The following is a 20,696-nucleotide window of genomic DNA, read 5'->3' on the forward strand; positions in this document are numbered from 1 at the left end:
GCGAAGCCGCGCTAGCCGCGCGCGGCCAGCTCGTTGATGTCGACCGGGTCGAGCACCTGCTTGGGCGCCCCGTGCCGCGCCACCGCCAGCATCGCGAGCCCCATGTTCTCGGTGGTGGTCACCAGGTGCGGCCACAGCCGCCGCGCGAGCCCGAACAGCGGCGTCAGCAGCACGATGCCCGCCTTGTACAGCGGCGTCTTCGTGTTGGCGCCGTGCAGCGGCTGGATCGCGCCGGGCCTGAACATGTAGGCGGCCCTGAACGGCAGCTTCAGCAGCGCGTTCTCGGTCGCGCCCTTCACGCGCGCCCACATGCTGCGGCCGCGCTCGCTGCTGTCGGTGCCCGAGCCGGTCACGTAGGCGAAGGTCATCTGCGGGTTGAGCCGCGCGAGCACGGTGGCGGCGGCCAGCGTGAGGTCGTAGGTCACGCGCCGGTACGCGTCCTCCTTCATGCCGACCGAGGACACGCCGAGGCAGAAGAAGCAGGCGTCGAAGCCCGTGAGTTGTGGCTCGACCGCCGTGTAGTCGTACATGTCGCTCAGCACGAGATCGCGCAGCTTGGGATGCTGCTGGCCGCTGGGCCGGCGGCCGACGGCCACGACCTCCGCCACGTCGGGAGCGAGCAGGCATTCGCGCAGCACGCCGAAACCGACCATGCCGGTGGCGCCGAAGACGAGGACTTTCATGGGAGGGCCGGCCCCGCGGGCCGCGTGTGTGGACAGGCCGAGTAGATCAGGCCGCCCGCGGCACTGTAAAGAGCGCGGGCTTCTTCTCGAGCACCGCCACCATCAGCTCGGCATGCAGGCTCGAGGGCTGGGGCGCCGGCAGCGCGGTCAGCATGCGCGACAGCGTCTCGGCATGCGGCAGCAGCGGACCGAGGAAGCGCGTGCCCGCGGCATCGGCCACCAGGAGGGTCGGGAAGGTCTCGACGTCGAACTCGTCGGCGATGTCGGCATGGTCCTCGATGTCGACCCAGGCGAAGCGCAGCCCGGGATGCGCGCGCGCCACCTGCTCGAACAGCGGCCGGTAGTCGCGGCAGGTGCCGCACCACTCGGCGCACAGGCACACGACCCAGGGCGCGCCGCCGGCCGGCACGGCGGAATCGGGGGTGGAAGGCAGGGCGCTCAAGGCTCGTATGTGGGCAGAAGGGGGAAGAAAGACCCGGGTGGTGCGCCCGGAAGGTCGTGGCTATTATGGACAAAGCCCCTCCGGGGCGCAGGAGACGCACGATGAACACCTCCACCGCCACCACCCCTGGCAGCGCCGCGCCCGCGAGCGTCGATCCGCGCCAGTTCAAGAGCTTCGCGGAGTTCTATCCCTTCTACCTGACCGAGCACGCCAACCGCACCTGCCGGCGGCTGCATTTCGCGGGCTCCACGCTGTCGCTGGCCTGCCTCGCGATGGGGGTGCTGACGCTCAATCCGCTGTGGCTGCTGGCCGGACTGCTGATCGGCTACGGCTTCGCCTGGGTCGGGCATTTCGGCTTCGAGAAGAACAAGCCGGCCTCGTTCAAGCGGCCGCTCTACAGCTTCATGGGCGACTGGGCGATGTACCGCGACATCTGGCTGGGCCGCGTGAAGATCTGAGCCTTGTCGCCTGGGTTGCTACTAGATCAATAGCACATCGCCCAGCCGCAGCGAGCGCAGCGGCCCCTTCTGCCACAGGTCCTCGAGCGGCTCGGCCTTGGGCATCAGGAGCGCCTCGAGCAGCGGCTCGATCGGCGTCGACGGATCGGCCAGCAGCACGTAGCGCGGATCGCCGCCATCGCCGTCCTCGGCCAGCGGCGCGATCCAGTCGAGCGCCACCAGGGTCTCGAGCACCGGCACCAGTTGCAGCGCATCGACCCGCATCGAGGCCACCAGCCGCGCCGCGCCCACGCCCTTCTCGGGCGTCGCGCGGGCCCGGGCGAGTTGCTGCAGCACCTCCATCGCGAGCTGCAGCGGCCAGCCGGCGCCGCCGCCGCGCCGGGCCACGCCGGTCAGGATGCTCGGCAGGTAGGCCGCGATCACCGCGCCCAGCAGCACGATGACCCAGGCCACGTAGATCCACACCAGCAGGATCGGGAAGGTGGCGAAGGCGCCGTAGAGCACCGAGTAGGTCGGCACCAGGCTCAGGTAGTAGCCCAGCACCCGCTTGGCGATCTCGATCGCCGCCGCCACGAACACGCCGCCGGCCCAGGCATGCGACCAGCGCACGTTGGTGTTGGGCACGTAGTGGTAGAGCGAGGCCATGCCGGCGGCCAGCAGCACGAACTCGAAGGCGTCGAAGAACAGCTTGACCACGCTCACGCCGACCACGTCGCGCGAGGCCGCGAACACGTAGGAGGTGGTGGACAGGCTCACCGCCAGGATCAGCGGCCCGAGCGTGATGGTGGCCCAGTAGATCAGCACCCGCTGCGCGAAGGGCCGCGGCGAACGCACGCGCCAGACGTTGTTGAGCGTCTTGTCGATGGTGAGGATCAGCGCGATGGCGGTGATCAGCAGCACGATCAGGCCCGCGATCCCCAGGCCGCTGGCCTTGCTCGCGAACTGGTTGAGGTAGCCCAGCACCTGGCGCGCGATGTTCTCGGGGATCAGGCTCTCGATCAGCCAGCGCTGCAGGCGGCCCTGCATCTTGGCGAACATCGGGAACACGGTGAACAGCGCGAGCGCCACCGTGAAGAACGGCACCATCGCGATGGTGGTGGTGAAGGTCAGGCTGCTGGCCGTGAGCCCGAGGCGGTCTTCGCGAAAACGCTCGCTGAGCACCGCGGCGGTGTTTCGCCAGGGGAAACGGGAGAGATCCCTCCAGAGCTGACGACGATTCATGGCCGGTATCATGCCATCCGCCTTTTCCGTTTCGCCACGCGGCGCCCCCGGGATCGCATCCCCTGTCCTTCTTCACCGTCGCCCGCCCGTGCCCATCGCCTCGCCCCCGCCCTCCTCCGTCGCCGCCACCCGCTGGCTCGCGGTCGGCAGCCTCGTCGGCCTGATCGTGCTGGGCCTGGCCTGGGAACTCTGGCTGGCGCCGCTGCGCCCCGGCGGTTCGCTGATGGCGCTCAAGGTGCTGCCGCTCGCGATCCCGCTGGCCGGCCTGCTGAAGAACCGCATGTACACCTACCGCTGGGTCAGCCTGATGGTCTGGCTCTATTTCACCGAGGGCGTGGTGCGCGCCTGGAGCGACACCAACGGCATCAGCCAGCTGCTCGCGCTGGTCGAGGTGCTGCTGTGCCTCGTGCTCTTCGTCGCCTGCGCCTGGCACGTCCGCCTGCGGCTGCGCCACGCCAAGGCCGCCGCCCGTCCCCTGGAGGCTTCCACCCCATGACCCCTTCCGCTTCTTCCGCCGCCCTGCTCGAGCGGCTGCGCGCCATCGTCGGCGCCAACCATCTGCTCAACGAGGGCGACCTCACGGCCTACGAACAGGACTGGCGCAAGCGCTCGCGCGGCAAGGCGCTGGCCGTGGTGCGCCCGGCCGACGCGCAGCAGGTGGCCGAGGTGGTCAAGGCCTGCGCCGAGGCCGGCACCGCCGTGATCCCGCAGGGCGGCAACACCGGCCTGGCGGTCGGCTCCATTCCCGACGACAGCGGCACGCAGGTGGTGCTGAGCCTGCAGCGGCTCAACACCATCCGCGGCATCGACGCGGCCAACCTCACGATGACGGTGGAATCGGGCTGCATCCTGCAGACCCTGCAGGAGACCGCCGAGAAGGCCGGCTACCTGTTCCCGCTGAGCCTCGCGGCCGAGGGCAGCTGCACCATCGGCGGCAACCTCGCGACCAACGCCGGCGGCACGCAGGTCGTGCGCTACGGCAACACGCGCGAGTTGTGCCTGGGCCTGGAGGTGGTCACGCCGCAGGGCGAGATCTGGCACGGCACCAGCGGCCTGCGCAAGGACAACACCGGCTACGACCTGCGCGACCTGTTCGTCGGCAGCGAGGGCACGCTGGGCATCATCACGGCCGCCACGATGAAGCTCTATCCGCTGCCCGCCGCGCAGCTCACGGCCTGGGCCGCCGTGCCCTCGCTCGACCATGCGGTCACGCTGCTGGGCCTGGCCCACAAGCAGCTGGGCCCGGGCCTCACGGGCTTCGAGGTGATGGGCAAGTTCGCGCTGAGCCTGGTCGACAAGCACATGCCGCAGCTGCGCGTGCCCTTCATCGGCGACGAGAACGTGCCCTACTGCGTGCTGCTCGAGAACTCCGACAGCGAATCGGAGGACCATGCGCGCGCGCGCTTCGAGGCCCTGCTCGAAACGGCGTTCGAGGACGGCTGCGTGACCGACGCCGTGGTGGCCGAGAACCTCGCGCAGGCGCACCAGCTCTGGCACATCCGCGAAAGCATCCCGCTCGCGCAGGCCGAGGAAGGCTTGAACATCAAGCACGACATCTCGATCCCCGTCTCGCGCATCCCGGCCTTCGTGGCCGAGACCGACGCGCTGCTGGCGCGCGAGATCGCCGGCGTGCGGCTGGTGAACTTCGGCCACCTCGGCGACGGCAACCTGCACTACAACGTGCAGGCGCCCGAGAACGTCGATACCAAGGCCTTCCTGAAGAACGAGGAAGACCGCATCAACACGCTGGTCTACGAGGCGGTCGAGAAGTTCGGCGGCTCGTTCTCGGCCGAGCATGGCGTGGGTTCGCTCAAGGTCGACACGCTCGAGAAGCACAAGTCGCCGGTGGCGCTCGAGATGATGCGCGCGATCAAGCGCGGGCTGGATCCGAAGAACATCCTGAATCCGGGGCGGGTGATCCGGGTCTGAGGACTTTCTCCCTCCCCCGCTGGGGGAGGGCCGGGGTGGGGGCACGACGGCCTCCGCAGCCGCAAGAAGCTCCTGCGCGGGCGCGGGCCCCCATCCCGGCCTTCCCCCAAAGGGGGAAGGAGTCAATGCCCGAAGTCGCCGGGCCTCAACTCGATCGCCTGCCCATGCGGCGTGCGGTCGGCCGCGTGATCCCAGGCCTCCCGGTAGCGCGCCAGCTCGTCGTGCGAACTCACGCCCTTGCGCGCCACCAGCGTCTCGAGCGCGGCGAGCCAGTGACGGTAGTAGGTGTCGCCCGCATCGGGGTCGCCCGCGGCCTGCGCGGCCTGGATCTGCGTGGCCAGGGTCTCGGCCCACTCGCTCCAGCTGAACAGGCCCTTCTCGTGCAGCGCCAGCGTCATCGCGAATGCTTGCGCCTGCCAGGGCGCGCCGAAGACCGGGCCGTCGGCGTCGCGTGGCATGCCGGGGGCCGGCATCCCGTCGGGGTACTGCGTCATTCGGCCGCCTCCAGGTAGCTTTCCCAGGCATCGACCGACACCGAGAGCCGCTGCGCCTGCGAGCCCCAGAGCTCTGCTTCCTCGAACACCACCGTGTAGAGCCACTGCGGCGCCTCGCCCGCGCCCTGCGCGTTGCTGTCGGCGAACACGTGCGCGCCATGCAGCCGCTCGATGGTGCCGCGCCGCCCCTGCACATAGCCCGGCAGCCGCGTGTGATGGTCGACGCGGCCCGCGCGCATGCGCACCGCCTGGCCGATCGCGAAGCGCGCGGGCGCCGCGGCCGGCCGCTCGGTGGGCGAGCCCCTCGCCAGCACCGCGGCCACGTCGGCCGCATGCAGCACGCGCTTGACGGGCGCGGGTGCATGCAGCATGCGGCCCTGCGCGATCTCGTCCTCGAACAGCTGGCCGCGTTCGATCATCAGACGCTCGAGCGCCGCGAGCCAGATCCGGTAATAGCTCAGCTGCAGGTAGTGCGGCAAGGTCTCGCGCACGGCGCGGCTCGCATCGATGTTCCACGAACTGGTGGCGCCCATCGCGAGCACCAGCGCGAGCGCACGCGGCTCCCAGTCGGCATGGAACAGCTCGCCCTCGGGCTCGGGCTGCACCGCGCCGAAGCCGGTGCGGCCGCCGAGGTCGGCCTGGGTTTGGTAGTTCATACCGGGCCCTCCGGCGCATCGGCGAGCCGGGTGCCGATCATCGAATCGCGCGACACCAGCGCCGCGAGCTCCTCCTCGCCCAGCTGCTCCGTGCCCGCGGGCCGCTGCGGAATCACGAGGTAGCGCACCTCGGCCGTCGAGTCCCAGATCCGGATGCGCGTGGTCTCGGGCAGCACAGTGCCGAAGTCCGCGAGCACGCCGCGCGGGTCGCGCACCGCGCGCGAGCGGTAGGGTGCGCTCTTGTACCAGGTGGGCGGCAGGCCCAGCACCGGCCACGGGTAGCAGCTGCACAGGGTGCAGACCACCATGTGATGCTGATCGTCGCTGTTGGCCACCGCCACCATGTGCTCGCCCTGGCGGCCGGTGTAGCCCAGCGAGGCGATGGCCGCGGTGGCGTCGGCCAGCAGCCAGTCGCGAAAGGCCGGGTCGACCCAGGCCCTGGCCACCACGCGCGCGCCGTTGCGCGGGCCGATGCGGGTCTGGTAGGTGTCGATCAGCGCATCGAGCGCGGCCGGCTCGATGTAGCCCTTCTCGGTGAGCACGCTCTCGAGCGCGCGCACGCGCAGGTCCATCTCGTCGAGCTCGCTGTGGTCATCGCCGTGGTCGTGGGCATGGGTGTGTTCGCTCATGCCCCCCATGCTAAGCGCTGCGACCTACCAGCGGTAAGTGGCCGAGGCCACCGCCTTGCGCCGCTCGCCGTAGAAGCAACCATAGGTGCACGAGGCGATGTAGGCCTTGTCGGCCAGGTTCGTGAGGTTGAACGCGTAGCGCCAGTGGCCGGTGTCGTACGACACCATCGCGTCGAACACGGTGTACGAGGGCACGATGCCGTTCACGTAGAGCCCGGTGGAGGCGCCCACGTAGCGCACGCCCAGCCCCGCGCGCAGGCCCGGCGCGCCGGCCTTGCCGAAGTCGTACTCGCCCCAGGCCGAGAAGGTGTTGTAGGGCACGTTGCCGCGGCGCTTGCCGACGTTGGCGGCGGTGGTGTCGGCGGTGACGCGCGCGTCGGTGTAGGCATAGGCGGCGATCAGGCTGGCCGAGCGGCCGATGCGCGTGCGCAACTCGATCTCCAGCCCGCGCGAGCGCACCTCGCCGGTCTGCACCGAGAAGCCGGTGTCGACGGGGTCGGTCGACAGCACGTTCTGCTGCCGGAGCTGGTAGACGGCGGCGCTCAGCAGGGTGTCGCTGCCCGGCGGCTGGTAGCGCAGGCCGAGCTCGTACTGCTCGCCGCGCGTGGGCTCGAAGCGCGCGCCCATGCGGTCGACGCCGCTCTGCGGCTGGAACGACTGGCTGAAGCTCGCGAACGGCGCGAGCCCGTTGTCGGCCAGGTAGACCAGGCCGGCACGGCCGGTGGTGGCCGAGGTCTTCTCCTTCGAGTTCGCGGTCTCGCCGTCGACCGGCACCTGGCGGTCGGTCACGCGGTCGTGCCGCGCGCCGAGCACCACCACCCAGCGCCCGGCGATCTTCATCTGGTCCTGCAGGTACAGCCCGGTGGCGTTGCCGGCCATGTCGGGGAAGTAGGTGTTCGGCACCGGCGCACCCGCGACGTAGACGTAGTTCGGCGCGTAGTAGTTGAACTGGGTCTCGATCTCGCGCGACGCGCGCCGCGTGGTGTAGGACTGGTAGGTGGTGTCCACGCCGGCCAGCAGCGTGTGCGCGACGGGGCCGGTGTCGACGCGGTACTCGAGCGAGGTGTCGGTGGTGCGCGCGCGCGAGCGGTCGCGGCGGTCGTAGGACTCGTGCGAGGTGGAGCTGGCGCCGTCGGGACTCACGCCGGAGGCGGAGGTGCTCGGGAAATCGACTTCCGAGCGGAAGGCATGCGCGCTGTGGCGCAGCTTCAGGCGATCGCTGAAGGCATGCTCGAAGCGGTAGCCGACGGCGGTGTTGGTGCCGGCGTAGCGGTCGCGCCCCGGCGTGCCGGTGTAGCGGCTGCTCGGCACCGGTCCGTGGATGTTCGGCAGGATCGTGATGCCGCCGGCCAGCCCGTACACGTAGTCGGTGCGGTTGCGCAGGTACTCCGCCTGCAGCGTGAGCGAGGTCGCCGCGCTCGGCTGCCAGCGGATCGCGCCCGACAGGAAACGCCGGTCGTCGGGCACATGGTCGATGAAGGTGTTGCTGTCGCGCACGAGGCCCGTGAGCCGGTAGGTCAGCGTGCCCTGCTCGTCGAGCTTGCCGCCGAAGTCGCCCTTGACCTGGCGGCGGTCGCGGTTGCCGAGCTCCACGCCCAGCTCGCGCAGCGGCTCGGCCGTGGGCTGCTTGGTGACGGTGTTGACCACGCCGCCGGGCGCGGCCGTGCCGTAGAGCAGCGAGGCCGCGCCCTTGAGCACCTCGGCGCGCTCGAGCCCGTAGAGCTCCTGCTGGCCGTCGTAGGCGTTGACCATGAACTTCGAGCCGTCGCGGTAGAGGCTGCCCGTGCCGGCGCCGGCCTGGAAGCCGCGGATCACGAACGAGTCGGTGGTGCGGTCGGCGCCTTCCGAGCGCCTCACGCCGGCCGTGTAGTTGAAGGCGTCGACCAGGCTGGTGGGCTGCTGGGCCTCGATCTGCTCGGCCGTGACCACCGAGATCGATTGCGGCGTCTCGAGGATCGGCGTGTCGGTCTTGGTGCCGGCCGTGCTGTGGCGCGCGATGTAGCCGTCGGCCGGCCCGCCGACGCCGCGTTCGGCATTCACGCGCACCTCGGCCAGCATGGCCGACGGCGCGGGTGCCACCACCTGCGGCGCGGCGGATGCGGCCGGCGCGCCCGCGCGCACGGTGTAGCCGCCCGCGTCGGTCGGCAGCAGCTCGAGGCCGCTGTCGGCGAGCGCGCGGCGCAGCGCCTGCGGCGCGTCGTAGCGGCCGCGCACCGGCGCCGAGGCGCGCTGGCCGACCAGCGCGGCATCGACCGTCAGCGCCAGCCCGGCCTCGCGCGCGATGCGGTTGAGCGTGGCGCCGAGCGGGCCGGACGGCAGGTCGTAGTCGCGCAGCACGGGGGCGGCCTGCGCCTGCGCGCGTGCTGCCGTCGGCAGCAGGGCCGGCATGGCGGTGGCGAACAGCAGCGCGGCGACGAGCGGGGTCGGACGAAACGGGAAGGACGAGGACAAGACGGGACTCCAGGCAGGGGAAGGACGAGGGTTCTCTTCCTGCTTGCCGGACGAGGTTCGAAAAGTGAGAGGGGGCGGCCGAAAAAAATCCGGCGGCGCCCCGATCCAGGCTTCAGCGCGGCGCCTGCCTTGGCTCGATGCGCAGCCACCAGCGCGTGCTGCCCACCAGCTCGACCGGCAGCGCCGCGGTGAGCGCCAGCAGCGCCTTGTCGGTGTCGTCCAGCGGCAGCGTGCCGGTCACGCGCAGGCCGGCCACGCGCGGGTCGACCGCGAGGTGGCCGGTCCGGTAGCGCGCGAGTTCGGCCACCACCTCGGACAACGGCTGGTCGTCGACCACCAGCATGCCGTCCTTCCAGGCATCGGCGTCGGGGCGCGCGGGGCCGGGGGTACCGGCGCCGTCCGCATGCAGTTCCAGGCTCTGGCCCTGCTGCACGACGCGTTCGCCTTCGCAGGCCTGGGCCGGATCGGCCGCGCAGGCGGCCGGCCGTGCTGCCACCGCGGACTGCGTGACCGTGAGCCGGGTGCCGGCACCGTCGTCGAGCCGGCGCACGACGAAGCGCGTGCCCAGCGCGCGCAGGCTGCCCTCGGGCGTCAGCACAACGAAGGGGCGCTGCTCGGCCGCGTCGCCATGGGCGGTCTCGATGGCGATCTCGCCCGCGCGCAGCACGATCGCGCGCCGGCTGCCATCGAAGGCCAGGTCGACCGCGCTGCGGGTGTCGAGGTGCAGCACGCTGCGGTCGGGCAGCACCACGGTGAGCCGCTCGCCGGTGCCGGTGCGGTAGTCGGCGCTCAGGGTGGCCAGCGGCTCGAAGCGGTCGACCGCGACCAGCCCCAGCAGCAGCGCGGCCAGCAGCCCCAGCACACCCGCGGACTGCTTCCAGCGCCGTGCGGCGCCGCGGCGCACCAGTGCCGAGCGCACGGCCTCGCTGCGCGCGGGCGCCAGTTGCGCATCGAGCTCGCCGAGCTGGGCCCAGGCGCGCCGGTGGTCGGCATGCGCGTCGAGCCAGCGGCGCAGGCCCTCGGCATCGCGCGCGCCGGCCTCGCCCGAGCCCAGGCGCAACTGCCAGCCGATCGCCGCGTCGAGCACGGCCGCGGACACCGGCAACGACGCCGAGGCCTGCACGCTCATGCCGACGCTGCCGGCAGCGCGACGCCGAAACGCAATTCGTAGCCCCGGCGCGCGGCCGTCGCCAGGTACTGCCGCACGCGCGGCACCGACACGCCGAGCTGCGCCGCGATCTCGGCATGGGTCATGCCGTCGAGCCGGCTGTGCAGCCAGGCGGCGCGGGTCTTGGGCGTGAGGCTCGCGAGCAGCGCATCGAGCGCGCGCAGCGCCTGCACCGCCTGCAGCTGCTCCTCGGGCGAGGGATAGAGGGCCGGCGGCAGCGCCGCGAGGTCGGCGAGGTAGGCGCGCTCGAGGTCGGCGCGGCGGAAGCGGTCGATCAGCAGGCCGCGCGCCACCGTCGTCAGGTAGGCCCGCGGCTCCTTCATCTCGACCGGCGCAGCCTGCGGCGGCCGCGCGGCCAGCAGCCGCACGAAAGCATCGTGCGCGAGGTCGGCCGCATCCTCTGCGCAGCCCAGCCGGCGCCGCAGCCAGGCCTGAAGCCAGCCGTGATGGCTGCGGTAGAGCACCTGGAGGCTGTCGTCGAGGGCCGGGGCGGACACGGGTTGCGCTTGCGGAATGTTGAGAATAGTTCTCATCTTATAGTCTTGGCCTGCCCGGCCAGCCGCCGGCCCCTCATCCGAATAAGATTCGGGGCTCCAGCCCCGCCGTCCCGGGCGCGCCGTTGCCGCCGCCCTCCACCGCCATGACCCAACGCCCCATCCGCTCCCAGTACGAAGACTTCATGCGCCACGTCGACATCCACGGCGTGTACAAGAGCGACCGCACCGGCACCGGCACCAAGAGCGTGTTCGGCCACCAGATGCGCTTCGACCTCAACGAGGGCTTTCCGCTGGTCACCACGAAGAAGGTGCACGTGAAGTCCATCATCCAGGAGCTGCTGTGGTTCCTGACCGGTTCGAGCAACAACAACTGGCTCAAGGAACGCGGCGTCACCATCTGGGACGAGTGGGCGCGCGAGGACGGCGACCTGGGCCCGGTGTACGGCGTGCAATGGCGCAGCTGGCCCACGCCCGACGGCGGCCACATCGACCAGATCGCCGAGGTCGTGAAGACGCTCAAGTCCAACCCCGATTCGCGCCGCATCATCGTGAGCGCCTGGAACGTGGCCGAGCTCTCGAAGATGGCGCTGATGCCCTGCCACGCCTTCTTCCAGTTCTACGTGGCGCCGCCGCAGAACGACGGCGAGCGCGGCCGCCTCAGCTGCCAGCTCTACCAGCGCAGCGCCGACATCTTCCTCGGCGTGCCCTTCAACATCGCGAGCTACGCGCTGCTCACGCACATGATGGCGCAGCAGTGCGACCTCGACGTCGGCGACTTCATCTGGACCGGCGGCGACTGCCACATCTACAGCAACCACGCCGAGCAGGTCGCGCTGCAACTGAGCCGCGAGCCCTACCCCTATCCCACGCTGCGCATCAAGCGCAAGCCCGACTCGATCTTCGACTACCGGTACGAGGATTTCGAGTTCGAGGACTACCGGCACCACGACCCGATCAAGGCGCCGGTGGCGGTGTAAACGGGTACGGAATGGCCCAGCAAGATCTTCTCTTGCTGCCAACGCGGCAATTGCTGGAGCAATTTGGAGCCGGAAATCCCACGCCAGGCTCAGGATCTGCTGCCGCACTGAGCGGACTTCTTGCCTGCAAATTGGGGCAAACAGTGTGCTCGATATCTCTTAGAAAATCGGAGCTTCAATCGGAATGGCGTACGCTGGAGTTTTTGAGAACCCAGCTTACCGACAGCTTCGAACCGGCCCTTGCAGAATACTTCCAGAAAGACTCCGAGCTGTTTGATCAATTGATCAGCCTAAGACGGCTAAGAGATCAGGAAACAGACCCAATAAAAAAGCGACGGTATCGAGACGACGCGCTAGCCAAACAACGGGACTCTACTGAGGCAGCACTAGACATTGCGAAGTTTTGCATCGCGCTTGCGAACGCAAATCTGCAGGTTTTTCAAGTGGGATGGAAATCCGTCCGCGGAGACTCGGGAGCGGCAATCAGTTGCGCCTTGTCGGGGGTTTCGGCCTCTTTGTTTGCGGCATATCTGAACCTCAAGGATTTTCGTGAAAGCGAATGGTTGCGACGGACAAAGCAGAATGCTGACGACCTGTTCGCTGAGTTTCGTGAAACTCAAAACCGACTCGTGACTTTGGCATTTGGACTTCAAGAGGAAGCCGAACAGACATTGGCATCGAATCAACTATCTTTACCTCTTGATGACCAGAATTAATCTAATCTTGGCGCGCGCCGCGAACGGTGTTATTGGGCAGGCAGGGTTACTGCCTTGGCATTTGCCCGAGGACCTCGCTCATTTCAAGCTTCACACCATGGGCGCGCCGGTCATCATGGGCCGCAAGACCTGGGACTCGCTGCCGCCGCGCTTCCGGCCGCTGCCGGGGCGCCGCAACATCGTGGTCACGCGCCAGGCCGGCTGGCAGGCCGAGGGCGCGCAGCGCGTGGGCAGCCTGCGCGAGGCCATCGAGGTCTGCGAGCGGCTCGAGGCGCCCGATGTCTGGGTCATCGGCGGCGCGCAGATCTATACCGAGGCCGAGCCCTTCGCGCGCCGCGCGCTGGTCACCGAGATCGCGCGCGACTACGAGGGCGATGCCTTCGCGCCGGTGCTCGACGCCAGCGCCTGGCGCGAGACGCAGCGCGAGTCGCATGTGTCGGCCAAGGACGGCCTGGCCTTCAGCTTCGTGACGTACGAGCGCGTCACGGCCGGCGCATGACACTGGCGCTGCGCCGGCGCACGCTGCTGGCCGGCGCGGCGCTGGCGGCCGGCGGCATCACGCCCGCGCTGGCGGCCGAGCCGATGGAGCCCGACGAGGAGGCGCTGTTCATGAACGGCACGGCGCGGCCCACCGACGACGGCCGGCTCGAAGTCGACATCCATGCCTGGGTCTACGAGCGCGAGCGCCGCTGGGGGCTCAATGCCGCGTTCGCGCGCTACCTCGGCCTCAACCTCAAGAAGCTCTCGCCGGCCGCGCAGCTGCGCTTCAACCAGCGCACCGCGCTGTTCCATGCCGAGTCGGAGGACGGCAAGGTGTTCGACGTCGAATTCGACGGCAGCCCCGGGCGCAAGACCATGCCGCCCTCGGGCGCCGACGGCCGCGTCAACGTGAGGCAGGTGATCGAGGTGCCGCGGCTGTCGCCCGCGCAGCAGTGGCTCGAGTTCCACGCGGTCACCGGCCCCGGCGAACTGCTGCACCGCTTCCGCGGCCGCGCGCTGATCGTGCCGGCGCAGGGCCTGTCGGTGATCTCGGACATCGACGACACCATCAAGCGCACCCAGGTGCGCGAGCGGCGCGAGATGCTGCTCAACACCTTCGCGCGCCGCTTCGAGCCCGCGCCCCACATGGCCGGCTGGTACCGCGCGCTCGCGAGTGCGCCCGACACGCGCTTCCACTACCTGTCGGCCAGCCCGATCCAGCTCTATCCGCCGCTCGCGGAGTTCGTGCGCGAAGCGGGCTTTCCGCCGGGCAGCATGCACCTGCGCGAGAGCACGACCTGGCGCACGCTGATCCCGGCCGACGAGGATTCGCGCGCCCACAAGCTCGGCGTGATCGCGCGCCTGCTGGCCGACTTCCCGCAGCGCCGCTTCGTGCTGGTCGGCGATTCGGGCGAGGCCGATCCCGAGATCTACGCCAAGGTGTTCCGCGACAACCCCGGGCGCATCGACGGCATCGTGATCCGCGACGTCACCGGCGAAGGCCGGCTGTCGGAGCGCTACCGCGCCACCTTCGAGGGCATCGGTCCCGTGATGTGGCACCTGGTCGCGCCCGACACGACGGCGTGGCCGATGCAGGCGCCCTGACCTCGGGCATCGCTCTGCGGCGCAGCAGAAAAGCCGCTCGCGACACCGCTGGAAACGAAGCGCCGCGCCACGCGCGACGCTTTACGAAAAAGAGTGCTTCCGTACTGCCGGACTGCCAGCTGACATAGGCACGAGCGGCGCAGGGTTTAGTCTGTCCTAAGAGTTTCTGCGCACAATGTCACGGACCCATTGCCATCAACGTTCAAGGAGAAGGCACATGTCCATGGAGTTTCTTCGGACGATCGCCGAGCAGAAATTGCCATACGTCGTGCACGCGCCCGCCGAGATCGACAAGCTGCGCGTGCTGCGCGCCGCGGACCTCGTGACGGCCTTCATTCCCCCGTCCGAGCGCCATCCCCAAGGCCGCGCGATCCGCCAGCTGGCCCAGGTCGAGAGCATCACGGCCAAGGGCATGCTGGCGCTCAACAAAGCGACCTCGGCGTTCATCGAGCTGTAGCACGCCAGGCTTCGGGCGAACAACCGAACTGGGTGCCGAACCAGCGGGTGAACGCACTGTGCGTGCTGTAGCCCAGCATCGCCGCCACCTCGCCCAGGCTGTGGCGGCCATTGGCCACGTAGCGCCGCGCGAGTTCCTGACGGACGTCGTTGACCAGTTGCTTGAAGGTCAGTTCGCGCGCATCGAGCTGGCGCTGCAGGGTGCGCATGCTGAGCCCCAGGCCCTGCGCCACCGACTTGCAGGTGGCCCGCCCCGCCGGCAGCATCAGGTAGATGGCCTTGCGCACCTCCTGGTCGATCGAGCGCTCGCGCTCGCCGGGAACGGCGTCGATCAGCTTGCGCGCATAGGCCGCCAGCACGGGATCGCCGCCCGGATTGGGCACGTCGAGGTCCGCCGCGCGGCACACCAATCCGTTGAAGCTGCCGTCGAACTCGACCGGGCACTGGAAGAAGCGGCGATGAAAGGACGCATCGGCCGGCGGTCCATGGCTGAAGCTCACGCTGGCCGGACGCCACCGGTCGCCCAGCAAGGCCGCGCACATCCGGTAGAGCACGCCGATCGCGAGTTCGATCGACTGCCGCGCCGGCACCGACACGGCCAGCTCCTCGCGCAGCAGCACCAGCTTGCCGACGTCCTCGACCTGGATCGCCAGCCTCTCGTTGAGCAGGTGCAGGTGCTCGATCAGCGTGAGCAGCACCTGGCGCAAGGTCGGCTGGTGCATCAGCAGCAGGCTCAGCACACCGAAGTTCGATAGCTGGCGCCGCGCGGCGATGCGCAGTCCGAACGACTCGCAGCCCGTGTCGCGCGCCGCGTCCTCGAGCAGGCGGGCCACGCGGTCGGCCTCGATCAACTGGTCCGGCTCGCGCAGCATCCTGGCGCGCAGCCCGGCCCTGCGCAGCGCCGCGCCGGGGTCGTGGCCAAGCTCCTGCGCGAGCTCCGAGAAGTTCGTCAGCGCCGCCGCGCGCACCAGTGCCGTCATGCCGAGCCTTTCCAGGATGGCGGGGATTCTGGCACCAAATGCACAGCGATTGGCATCGAATGCAAAGCGCCCCCGAGGGCCCGCTCCTACAGTTGCCCCATGCCCGCACCCCGGAGGCCGGGGCGGGCAGACCGCAAAAAAGAACGGAGACAAGACATGCGCATCGAAGCGATGACCTGCGCCATCGGCGCCCAGCTCAGTGGCGTCAGCCTGGCCGATGCGGCCCGGGACGATGGCCTGTTCGAGGAAATCCGGGCGCTGCTGCTGCGGCACAAGGTGCTGTTCCTGCGCGACCAGAAGATCAGCCGGGCCGAGCACGTGGCCTTCGCGCGGCGCTTCGGCGAACTGGAGGACCACCCGGTCGCCGGCAGCGACCCGGAGCACCCGGGGCTGGTGCGCATCTACAAGACGCCGGACGCGCCCAACGACCGCTACGAGAACAGCTGGCACAGCGACGCCAGCTGGCGCGAGGCGCCGCCGATGGGCTGCGTGCTGCGCTGCGTCGAATGCCCGCCCGTGGGCGGCGACACGATGTGGGCCAACATGGCGCTGGCCTACGAGCGCCTGCCCGGGCACGTGAAGGATCTGATCGCGCCGCTGCGCGCCCGCCACAGCATCGAGTGCACCTTCGGCGCGGCGATGCCGATCGCGCAGCGCCTCGCGCTCAAGGCCCGCTATCCCGACGCGGAGCACCCCGTGGTGCGCATCCATCCCGAGACCGGCGAGCGGGTGCTGTACGTCAACGGCTTCACGACGCACTTCACCAACTTCCACACGCCCGCCAACGTGCGCTACGGCCAGGATTTCACGCAGGGCGCGTCGGCGCTGCTGCAGTACCTCGTCAACCAGGCCGCCATCCCCGAATACCAGGTGCGCTGGCGCTGGCAGCCCGACAGCGTGGCGATCTGGGACAACCGCGCCACGCAGCACTACGCGGTGATGGACTACCCGCCCTGCCACCGCAAGATGGAACGCGCCGGCATCGTCGGCACGCCGACCGCCTGATCCGCCCTTCCCCTTCGCACCACCCGCATCCCCGGAGCCCTCGATGAACTTCCTAGACGGTCACCTGTTCCCCGAAAACCAGCAGCCGCTGATCATCACCGCCGCCCCCTACGCGCCATCCTGGCTGCCTTCGGACTTCCCCGGCGAGATCGCCGTGACGATGGAGGAGCAGATCCAGAAGGCGGTGGACTGCTACGAAGCCGGCGCCACCGTGCTGCACCTGCACGTGCGCGAACTCGACGGCAAGGGTTCCAAGCGCCTGTCGAAGTTCAACGAGCTGATCGCCGGCGTGCGGGCCCGCGTGCCCCAGATGATCATCCAGGTCGGCGGCTCGATCTCGTTCGCGCCCGAGAGCGAGGGCGCGGCCGCCAAGTGGCTGTCGGACGACACGCGCCACATGCTGGCCGAGCTCGACCCCAAACCGGACCAGGTCACGGTGACGATCAACACCTCGCAGATGAACATCCTCGAGCAGTTCGACCTGCGCGACATCCGCGGCACCTCGATGGAGGACCCGGTCGTCTTCAACGCCTACAAGGAGATGACGGTGCCGGCGCAACCGGGCTGGGCCGAGGAGCACATCCGCCGCCTCAGCGCCGCGGGCATCCAGAGCGCCTTCCAGTGCTACAACATCAACAGCTTCGAGTCGGTCGAGCGGCTGATGCGCCGCGGCATCTACAAGGGCCCGCTGGTGCTCAACTGGGTCGCGATCGGCGGCGGCATGGACGCGCCGAACATCTACAACCTCGCGAACTTCGTGCGCGCGGTGCCCGACGGCGCGGTGCTCACGGTGGAGAGCTCGGTGCTCAACGTGTTGCCGGTCAACATGATGGGCATCGCCATGGGCCTGCACGTGCGCTGCGGCACCGAGGACAACCTCTGGAACCAGTCGCGCACCGCCAAGATCGGCACCGCCGCGCAGGTCGAGCAGCTGGTGCGCATCGCGCGCGAATTCGGCCGCCCGATCGCGACCGCGCAACAGGCGCGCGAGATCTCGCAGATCGGCGTGTTCCACGACACGGTGGAAGAGACGCTGCGGGCCAACGGCTTCGCGCCCAACCGCAACGGCGGCCAGCAGGGCTTCCTGCGCAAGGCCGCCTGAGCCTCCACGCACCGGAGCAGCCATGCCGCGCCTCACGCACCTCGCCGCCCTGCTCGTCGCCGCCGCGTCGGCGCTGGGCTCGCCCTGGACCCATGCCTACACCGACAAGCCGGTCAAGATGATCGTTCCCGCGCCGCCGGGCGGCACCATCGACGTGCTCGCGCGCATCGTGGGCGACCAGCTCTCGCGCGACATCGGCCAGCCGGTGGTGGTCGAGAACAGGCCGGGCGCCGGCGGGGCGATCGCCGTCAAGTACCTGCTGTCCCAGCCGGCCGACGGCCAGACGCTGATGATGACCGCCAGCAACGTGCTCACCGAGGTGCCCCACGTGCTCAAGGGCGGCTTCGATCCGCTCAAGGACGTGCAGCCGGTCGCGCTGATGGCGCGCTCCTCGCTGCTGCTGATCGCCTCGCCGCAGTTCCCGGCCAGGGACGCGAAGGAGGCGATCGCCTATGTGAAGGCCCATCCGGGCCAGGTCTCCTATGCCTCCTACAGCGCGGGCACGGCCTCGCAGTACGCGGGCGCCATCCTCAACCAGGCGGCCGGGCTCGACATGCAGCACGTGCCCTACCCCGGTTCCGCGCCCGCGCTGGCGCAGGTCATGGGCGGCCAGGTGCCGCTGATGTTCGACGGCTCGGTCACGGCCCGGCCGCTGATCGCCGCCAACAGGGTGCGGCTGCTGGCGGTCGCGACCCAGGCCCGGCTGCCCGAATTTCCCGCCGTGCCCACCTTCGCCGAACTCGGCTACCCGGCGCTCGACTTCGCCAACTGGACCGGCGTGATCGCATCCTCGCAGATGCCGGCGCCGCTGGTCGAGAAGATCCACGCGGCGCTGCGCAAGGTCGCGGCCAACCCGGCGGTGCGCGCGAGCGTGGCCAACGCCGGCTTCGAGCCGATGGCCGACCGCACGCCAGTGCAGGCACGCGACGAACTGCGCGAGGAGTTCACCCGCAACGCCGGCATCGTCAAGCGCTACGACATCCGCCTGAACTGAAGACCATCCAGAACGACGAGGAGACATCGCCATGCCCCAAGCCATCCGCTTCCACGAGACCGGCGGTCCCGAGGTCCTGCGGCTCGAGAACGTCGAGGTCGCGGACCCCGGTCCCGGCCAGGCGCGCGTGCGCCACAGCTTCATCGCGGTCAACTTCATCGACATCTACTTCCGCACCGGTCGCTATCCGCTGGCGCTGCCCGACGGGCTGGGCTCGGACGCGGTCGGCGTGGTGGAGGCCGTCGGCCCCGGCGTGACGGAGGTCAAGGCCGGCGATCGCGTGGGCTACCTCACGGGTCCGCAGGGCGCCTACTCGCAGGTCCGCGTGATGCCCGCCGCGGTGCTGATCCCGCTGCCCGAGGGCCTCCCCGATCGCACCGCCGCCACGCTGATGATGAAGGGCATGACGGCGCAGTACCTGTTCCGCCAGGTCCGTCCGCTGCAGGCCGGCGAGACCATCCTCTACCACGCGGCCGCCGGCGGCGTCGGCCTGATCGCCTGCCAGTGGGCGCGCGCCCTGGGCGTCACGATGATCGGCACCGTCAGCACCGACGAGAAGGCCGCGCTCGCCCGGGCCGCCGGCTGCGCCCACGTCATCGTGACCGCGCGCGAGAACACCGTCGAGCGCGTGCGCGAGATCACCGGCGGCCGCGGCGTGCCGGTGGTCTACGACTCGGTGGGCAAGGACACGCTGATGGATTCGCTGGACTGCCTGCAGCCGCGCGGCACGCTGGTCAGCAACGGCACCTCCTCGGGCTCGGTGGTGATCGACTCGCAGCTGCTCGCGGCCAAGGGATCGCTGTGGATGACGCGGCCGGCGATGGCGCACTACATCCAGCCGCGCGCCCACATGCTCGAGATGGCGCGCGAGCTGTTCGACCACGTGCTGGCCGGGCGCATCGTCAGCGAGCCGCAACGCAGCTTCGCGCTCGCCGATGCGGCGCAGGCCCATCGCGCGCTCGAGTCGCGCCAGACGGCCGGATCGACCGTGCTGGTCCCCTGAGGAAGCCCGCCATGAAGACCACCACGCTGGCCCTGTCGCTGCTGGCCGCCACGGGCGGTGCCGCCGCGCAATCCGCCCTCACCGTGTTCGGCGTCGTCGACGCCGGCATCAGCCACTACAGCACCCGCAGCCGGTCCTGGGGCCTCGCGGCGCCGCGCCAGGTCAGGCAGAGCCAGACCGCGCTCTCGCCCTCGGGCTACGCGTCCAGCCGGCTGGGCTTTCGCGGCACCGAGGACCTGGGCGGCGGCCTCGCGGCCGGCTTCTGGCTCGAGGCGCCGCTGGCCAACGACAACGGCGGCGGCATCGGCAACTTCGGCCGCCGTTCCACCCTGAGCCTCTCGGGACCGTTCGGCGAGTTGCGCCTGGGCCGCGACTACACCGCCTCGTTCTGGAACGACGGCGTGTTCGATCCCTTCGGCGTCAACGGCGTCGGCACCAATCTGATCGCCGTGGTCAACAGCAACCTCGCCGCCTCGCGGGCGCTCGCCACCGGCGGCCTGCTCAACGGCGCGCTCTCCGCCGGCACCGACAGCTACCTGCGCACCAGCAACGCCCTCGGCTACTTCCTGCCGCCGGGGCTCGGCGGCTTCTACGGCCAGGTGCAGTACGCCTTGCACGAGAACGTGAAGGCGAGCGACGCGAGCGACAGCCCGTCCGGGCGCGGCCGCTATGCCGGCGCGCGCGTGGGATGGACCGGCGGTCCGGCCGACGTGGCGCTGGGCTACGGCGAGAGCACGCTCGTGAGCGCCGCGCCCGGGGGCGAGAAGATCAGGAGCCTGAACCTCGGCGGCTCCTACGACTTCGGCGCGGTGAAGCTGTTCGGCGAATGGTCCCGCGTGCGGAATGCGCGCGACGACGCCGGCCTGTTCGGCAGCCGGGCCACCGACCGCTACGACGGCTTCGTCGCCGGCCTGAACATGCCGGTGGGGCCGGGCCTCGTGCGCGCCTCGTTCGCGCGCGTGAATTTCAGCAACGGCAACGGCCTGCCCGGCGGCAGCGCCTCGGTCGACAAGCTGGCGCTGGGCTACGTGCACAACCTGTCGAGGCGCACCGCGCTCTATGCGACGGTGGCGCGCATAGCCATCCGCGACGGCCACAACAACCCGGGCGTGATGGGTGTCACCCCGCTGGTGCTGAGCCTGCCGGCGATCTTTCCGCAGGCGGCCTACGTCACCAAGGGCGGCATGGAGCCGCGCGGCGCGACCGGCTACGACGTCGGCATCCGGCACGCCTTCTGAACGCGCCGGGGGT

General features: G+C 70.1%; 23 protein-coding genes. 13 read left to right on the forward strand and 10 right to left on the reverse strand.

The genetic code is table 11. From position 1 onward, the window contains the following. Positions 1 to 11: 11 nt before the first annotated feature. A complete protein-coding gene (locus tag BM109_RS12795; RefSeq protein ID WP_093343240.1) occupies positions 12 to 683 on the reverse strand; it encodes an NAD-dependent epimerase/dehydratase family protein in 672 nt (223 codons plus the stop codon). Positions 684 to 729: 46 nt separating this feature from the next. Further along, on the reverse strand, positions 730 to 1,125 hold the full coding sequence (locus BM109_RS12800) for a thioredoxin family protein (RefSeq protein ID WP_093343242.1): 396 nt from the start codon (positions 1,123 to 1,125) through the stop codon (positions 730 to 732). Between the two features lie 101 nt (positions 1,126 to 1,226). On the opposite strand from BM109_RS12800, the gene BM109_RS12805 reads away from it, so the two are divergent. After that, the gene (locus BM109_RS12805) at positions 1,227 to 1,583 is read left to right on the forward strand and encodes an Mpo1-like protein (RefSeq protein ID WP_093343243.1); all 357 of its coding nucleotides are present in this window, start codon (positions 1,227 to 1,229) and stop codon (positions 1,581 to 1,583) included. A gap of 21 nt (positions 1,584 to 1,604) precedes the next feature. On the opposite strand, the gene BM109_RS12810 is transcribed toward BM109_RS12805, so the two are convergent. Then, positions 1,605 to 2,816 (reverse strand): YihY family inner membrane protein, encoded by a 1,212-nt coding sequence (locus BM109_RS12810; protein WP_093343245.1) that lies wholly within the window; start codon positions 2,814 to 2,816, stop codon positions 1,605 to 1,607. Between the two features lie 76 nt (positions 2,817 to 2,892). On the opposite strand from BM109_RS12810, the gene BM109_RS12815 reads away from it, so the two are divergent. Both BM109_RS12815 and BM109_RS12820 read left to right on the forward strand, forming a co-directional pair. After that, positions 2,893 to 3,300, forward strand: a complete 408-nt coding sequence (locus BM109_RS12815; RefSeq protein WP_093343246.1) for a DUF2069 domain-containing protein — start codon at positions 2,893 to 2,895, stop codon at positions 3,298 to 3,300. Then, positions 3,297 to 4,733 (forward strand): FAD-binding oxidoreductase, encoded by a 1,437-nt coding sequence (locus BM109_RS12820; RefSeq protein ID WP_093343248.1) that lies wholly within the window; start codon positions 3,297 to 3,299, stop codon positions 4,731 to 4,733. Before BM109_RS12815 ends, BM109_RS12820 begins: the two co-directional genes overlap by 4 nt. Positions 4,734 to 4,855: 122 nt before the next feature. Here BM109_RS12820 and BM109_RS12825 read toward each other — a convergent pair whose 3' ends face one another. The 6 genes from BM109_RS12825 to BM109_RS12850 form a co-directional block, all read right to left on the reverse strand. Then, positions 4,856 to 5,227, reverse strand: coding sequence for a nitrile hydratase accessory protein (locus BM109_RS12825; RefSeq protein ID WP_093343249.1), 372 nt, complete (start codon positions 5,225 to 5,227; stop codon positions 4,856 to 4,858). Next, entirely contained in the window at positions 5,224 to 5,883 is a 660-nt protein-coding gene (gene nthB, locus BM109_RS12830; protein WP_093343251.1) for a nitrile hydratase subunit beta, read from the reverse strand. The genes BM109_RS12825 and nthB overlap by 4 nt, the downstream gene beginning before the upstream one ends. Further along, positions 5,880 to 6,512, reverse strand: coding sequence for a nitrile hydratase subunit alpha (nthA, locus tag BM109_RS12835; RefSeq protein ID WP_093343252.1), 633 nt, complete (start codon positions 6,510 to 6,512; stop codon positions 5,880 to 5,882). The genes nthB and nthA overlap by 4 nt, the downstream gene beginning before the upstream one ends. 24 nt (positions 6,513 to 6,536) lie before the next feature. Then, entirely contained in the window at positions 6,537 to 8,963 is a 2,427-nt protein-coding gene (locus tag BM109_RS12840) for a TonB-dependent siderophore receptor (protein WP_256222530.1), read from the reverse strand. 112 nt (positions 8,964 to 9,075) lie between these two features. Then, positions 9,076 to 10,092: a FecR domain-containing protein gene (locus BM109_RS12845; protein ID WP_218159370.1), complete on the reverse strand. Its 1,017-nt coding sequence runs from the start codon at positions 10,090 to 10,092 to the stop codon at positions 9,076 to 9,078. Next, positions 10,089 to 10,628 (reverse strand): sigma-70 family RNA polymerase sigma factor, encoded by a 540-nt coding sequence (locus BM109_RS12850; protein WP_209541072.1) that lies wholly within the window; start codon positions 10,626 to 10,628, stop codon positions 10,089 to 10,091. Before BM109_RS12850 ends, BM109_RS12845 begins: the two co-directional genes overlap by 4 nt. Before the next feature lie 143 nt (positions 10,629 to 10,771). On the opposite strand from BM109_RS12850, the gene BM109_RS12855 reads away from it, so the two are divergent. The 5 genes from BM109_RS12855 (at position 10,772) to BM109_RS12875 (ending at position 14,362) form a co-directional block, all read left to right on the forward strand. Next, positions 10,772 to 11,605, forward strand: a complete 834-nt coding sequence (locus tag BM109_RS12855; RefSeq protein ID WP_093343490.1) for a thymidylate synthase — start codon at positions 10,772 to 10,774, stop codon at positions 11,603 to 11,605. Positions 11,606 to 11,616: 11 nt separating this feature from the next. Next, positions 11,617 to 12,321 (forward strand): cyclodeaminase/cyclohydrolase family protein, encoded by a 705-nt coding sequence (locus tag BM109_RS12860; RefSeq protein WP_093343255.1) that lies wholly within the window; start codon positions 11,617 to 11,619, stop codon positions 12,319 to 12,321. Continuing rightward, positions 12,308 to 12,820: a dihydrofolate reductase gene (locus BM109_RS12865; RefSeq protein WP_093343257.1), complete on the forward strand. Its 513-nt coding sequence runs from the start codon at positions 12,308 to 12,310 to the stop codon at positions 12,818 to 12,820. Before BM109_RS12860 ends, BM109_RS12865 begins: the two co-directional genes overlap by 14 nt. Further along, positions 12,817 to 13,905 (forward strand): phosphatidate phosphatase App1 family protein, encoded by a 1,089-nt coding sequence (locus tag BM109_RS12870; RefSeq protein ID WP_093343258.1) that lies wholly within the window; start codon positions 12,817 to 12,819, stop codon positions 13,903 to 13,905. The genes BM109_RS12865 and BM109_RS12870 overlap by 4 nt, the downstream gene beginning before the upstream one ends. A gap of 217 nt (positions 13,906 to 14,122) precedes the next feature. Beyond that, a complete protein-coding gene (locus BM109_RS12875) occupies positions 14,123 to 14,362 on the forward strand; it encodes a hypothetical protein (protein WP_093343260.1) in 240 nt (79 codons plus the stop codon). Here the strand turns inward: BM109_RS12875 and BM109_RS12880 are convergent. Next, on the reverse strand, positions 14,349 to 15,341 hold the full coding sequence (locus BM109_RS12880; RefSeq protein WP_093343262.1) for an AraC family transcriptional regulator: 993 nt from the start codon (positions 15,339 to 15,341) through the stop codon (positions 14,349 to 14,351). The two genes, BM109_RS12875 and BM109_RS12880, sit on opposite strands and share 14 nt — an antisense overlap. Positions 15,342 to 15,497: 156 nt before the next feature. Here BM109_RS12880 and BM109_RS12885 point away from each other — a divergent pair, with 156 nt between their 5' ends. Genes BM109_RS12885 through BM109_RS12905 form a run of 5 tightly spaced genes read left to right on the forward strand, consistent with a single transcriptional unit; the run spans position 15,498 to position 20,683 of the window. Continuing rightward, on the forward strand, positions 15,498 to 16,346 hold the full coding sequence (locus tag BM109_RS12885) for a TauD/TfdA dioxygenase family protein (RefSeq protein ID WP_093343264.1): 849 nt from the start codon (positions 15,498 to 15,500) through the stop codon (positions 16,344 to 16,346). A 43-nt stretch (positions 16,347 to 16,389) separates the two neighbouring features. After that, the gene (locus tag BM109_RS12890) at positions 16,390 to 17,448 is read left to right on the forward strand and encodes a beta-keto acid cleavage family enzyme (protein WP_093343265.1); all 1,059 of its coding nucleotides are present in this window, start codon (positions 16,390 to 16,392) and stop codon (positions 17,446 to 17,448) included. Between the two features lie 22 nt (positions 17,449 to 17,470). Next, on the forward strand, positions 17,471 to 18,442 hold the full coding sequence (locus BM109_RS12895) for a Bug family tripartite tricarboxylate transporter substrate binding protein (RefSeq protein WP_093343267.1): 972 nt from the start codon (positions 17,471 to 17,473) through the stop codon (positions 18,440 to 18,442). A gap of 31 nt (positions 18,443 to 18,473) precedes the next feature. Continuing rightward, positions 18,474 to 19,445, forward strand: coding sequence for a quinone oxidoreductase family protein (locus BM109_RS12900; protein WP_093343268.1), 972 nt, complete (start codon positions 18,474 to 18,476; stop codon positions 19,443 to 19,445). Between the two features lie 11 nt (positions 19,446 to 19,456). Next, complete coding sequence (locus BM109_RS12905) at positions 19,457 to 20,683, forward strand: porin (protein ID WP_093343270.1); 1,227 nt, start codon at positions 19,457 to 19,459, stop codon at positions 20,681 to 20,683. Positions 20,684 to 20,696: the final 13 nt, after the last annotated feature.

It is taken from the genome of Variovorax sp. PDC80 (assembly GCF_900115375.1).
In the GTDB taxonomy this organism is placed as follows: Bacteria; Pseudomonadota; Gammaproteobacteria; order Burkholderiales; family Burkholderiaceae_C; genus Variovorax.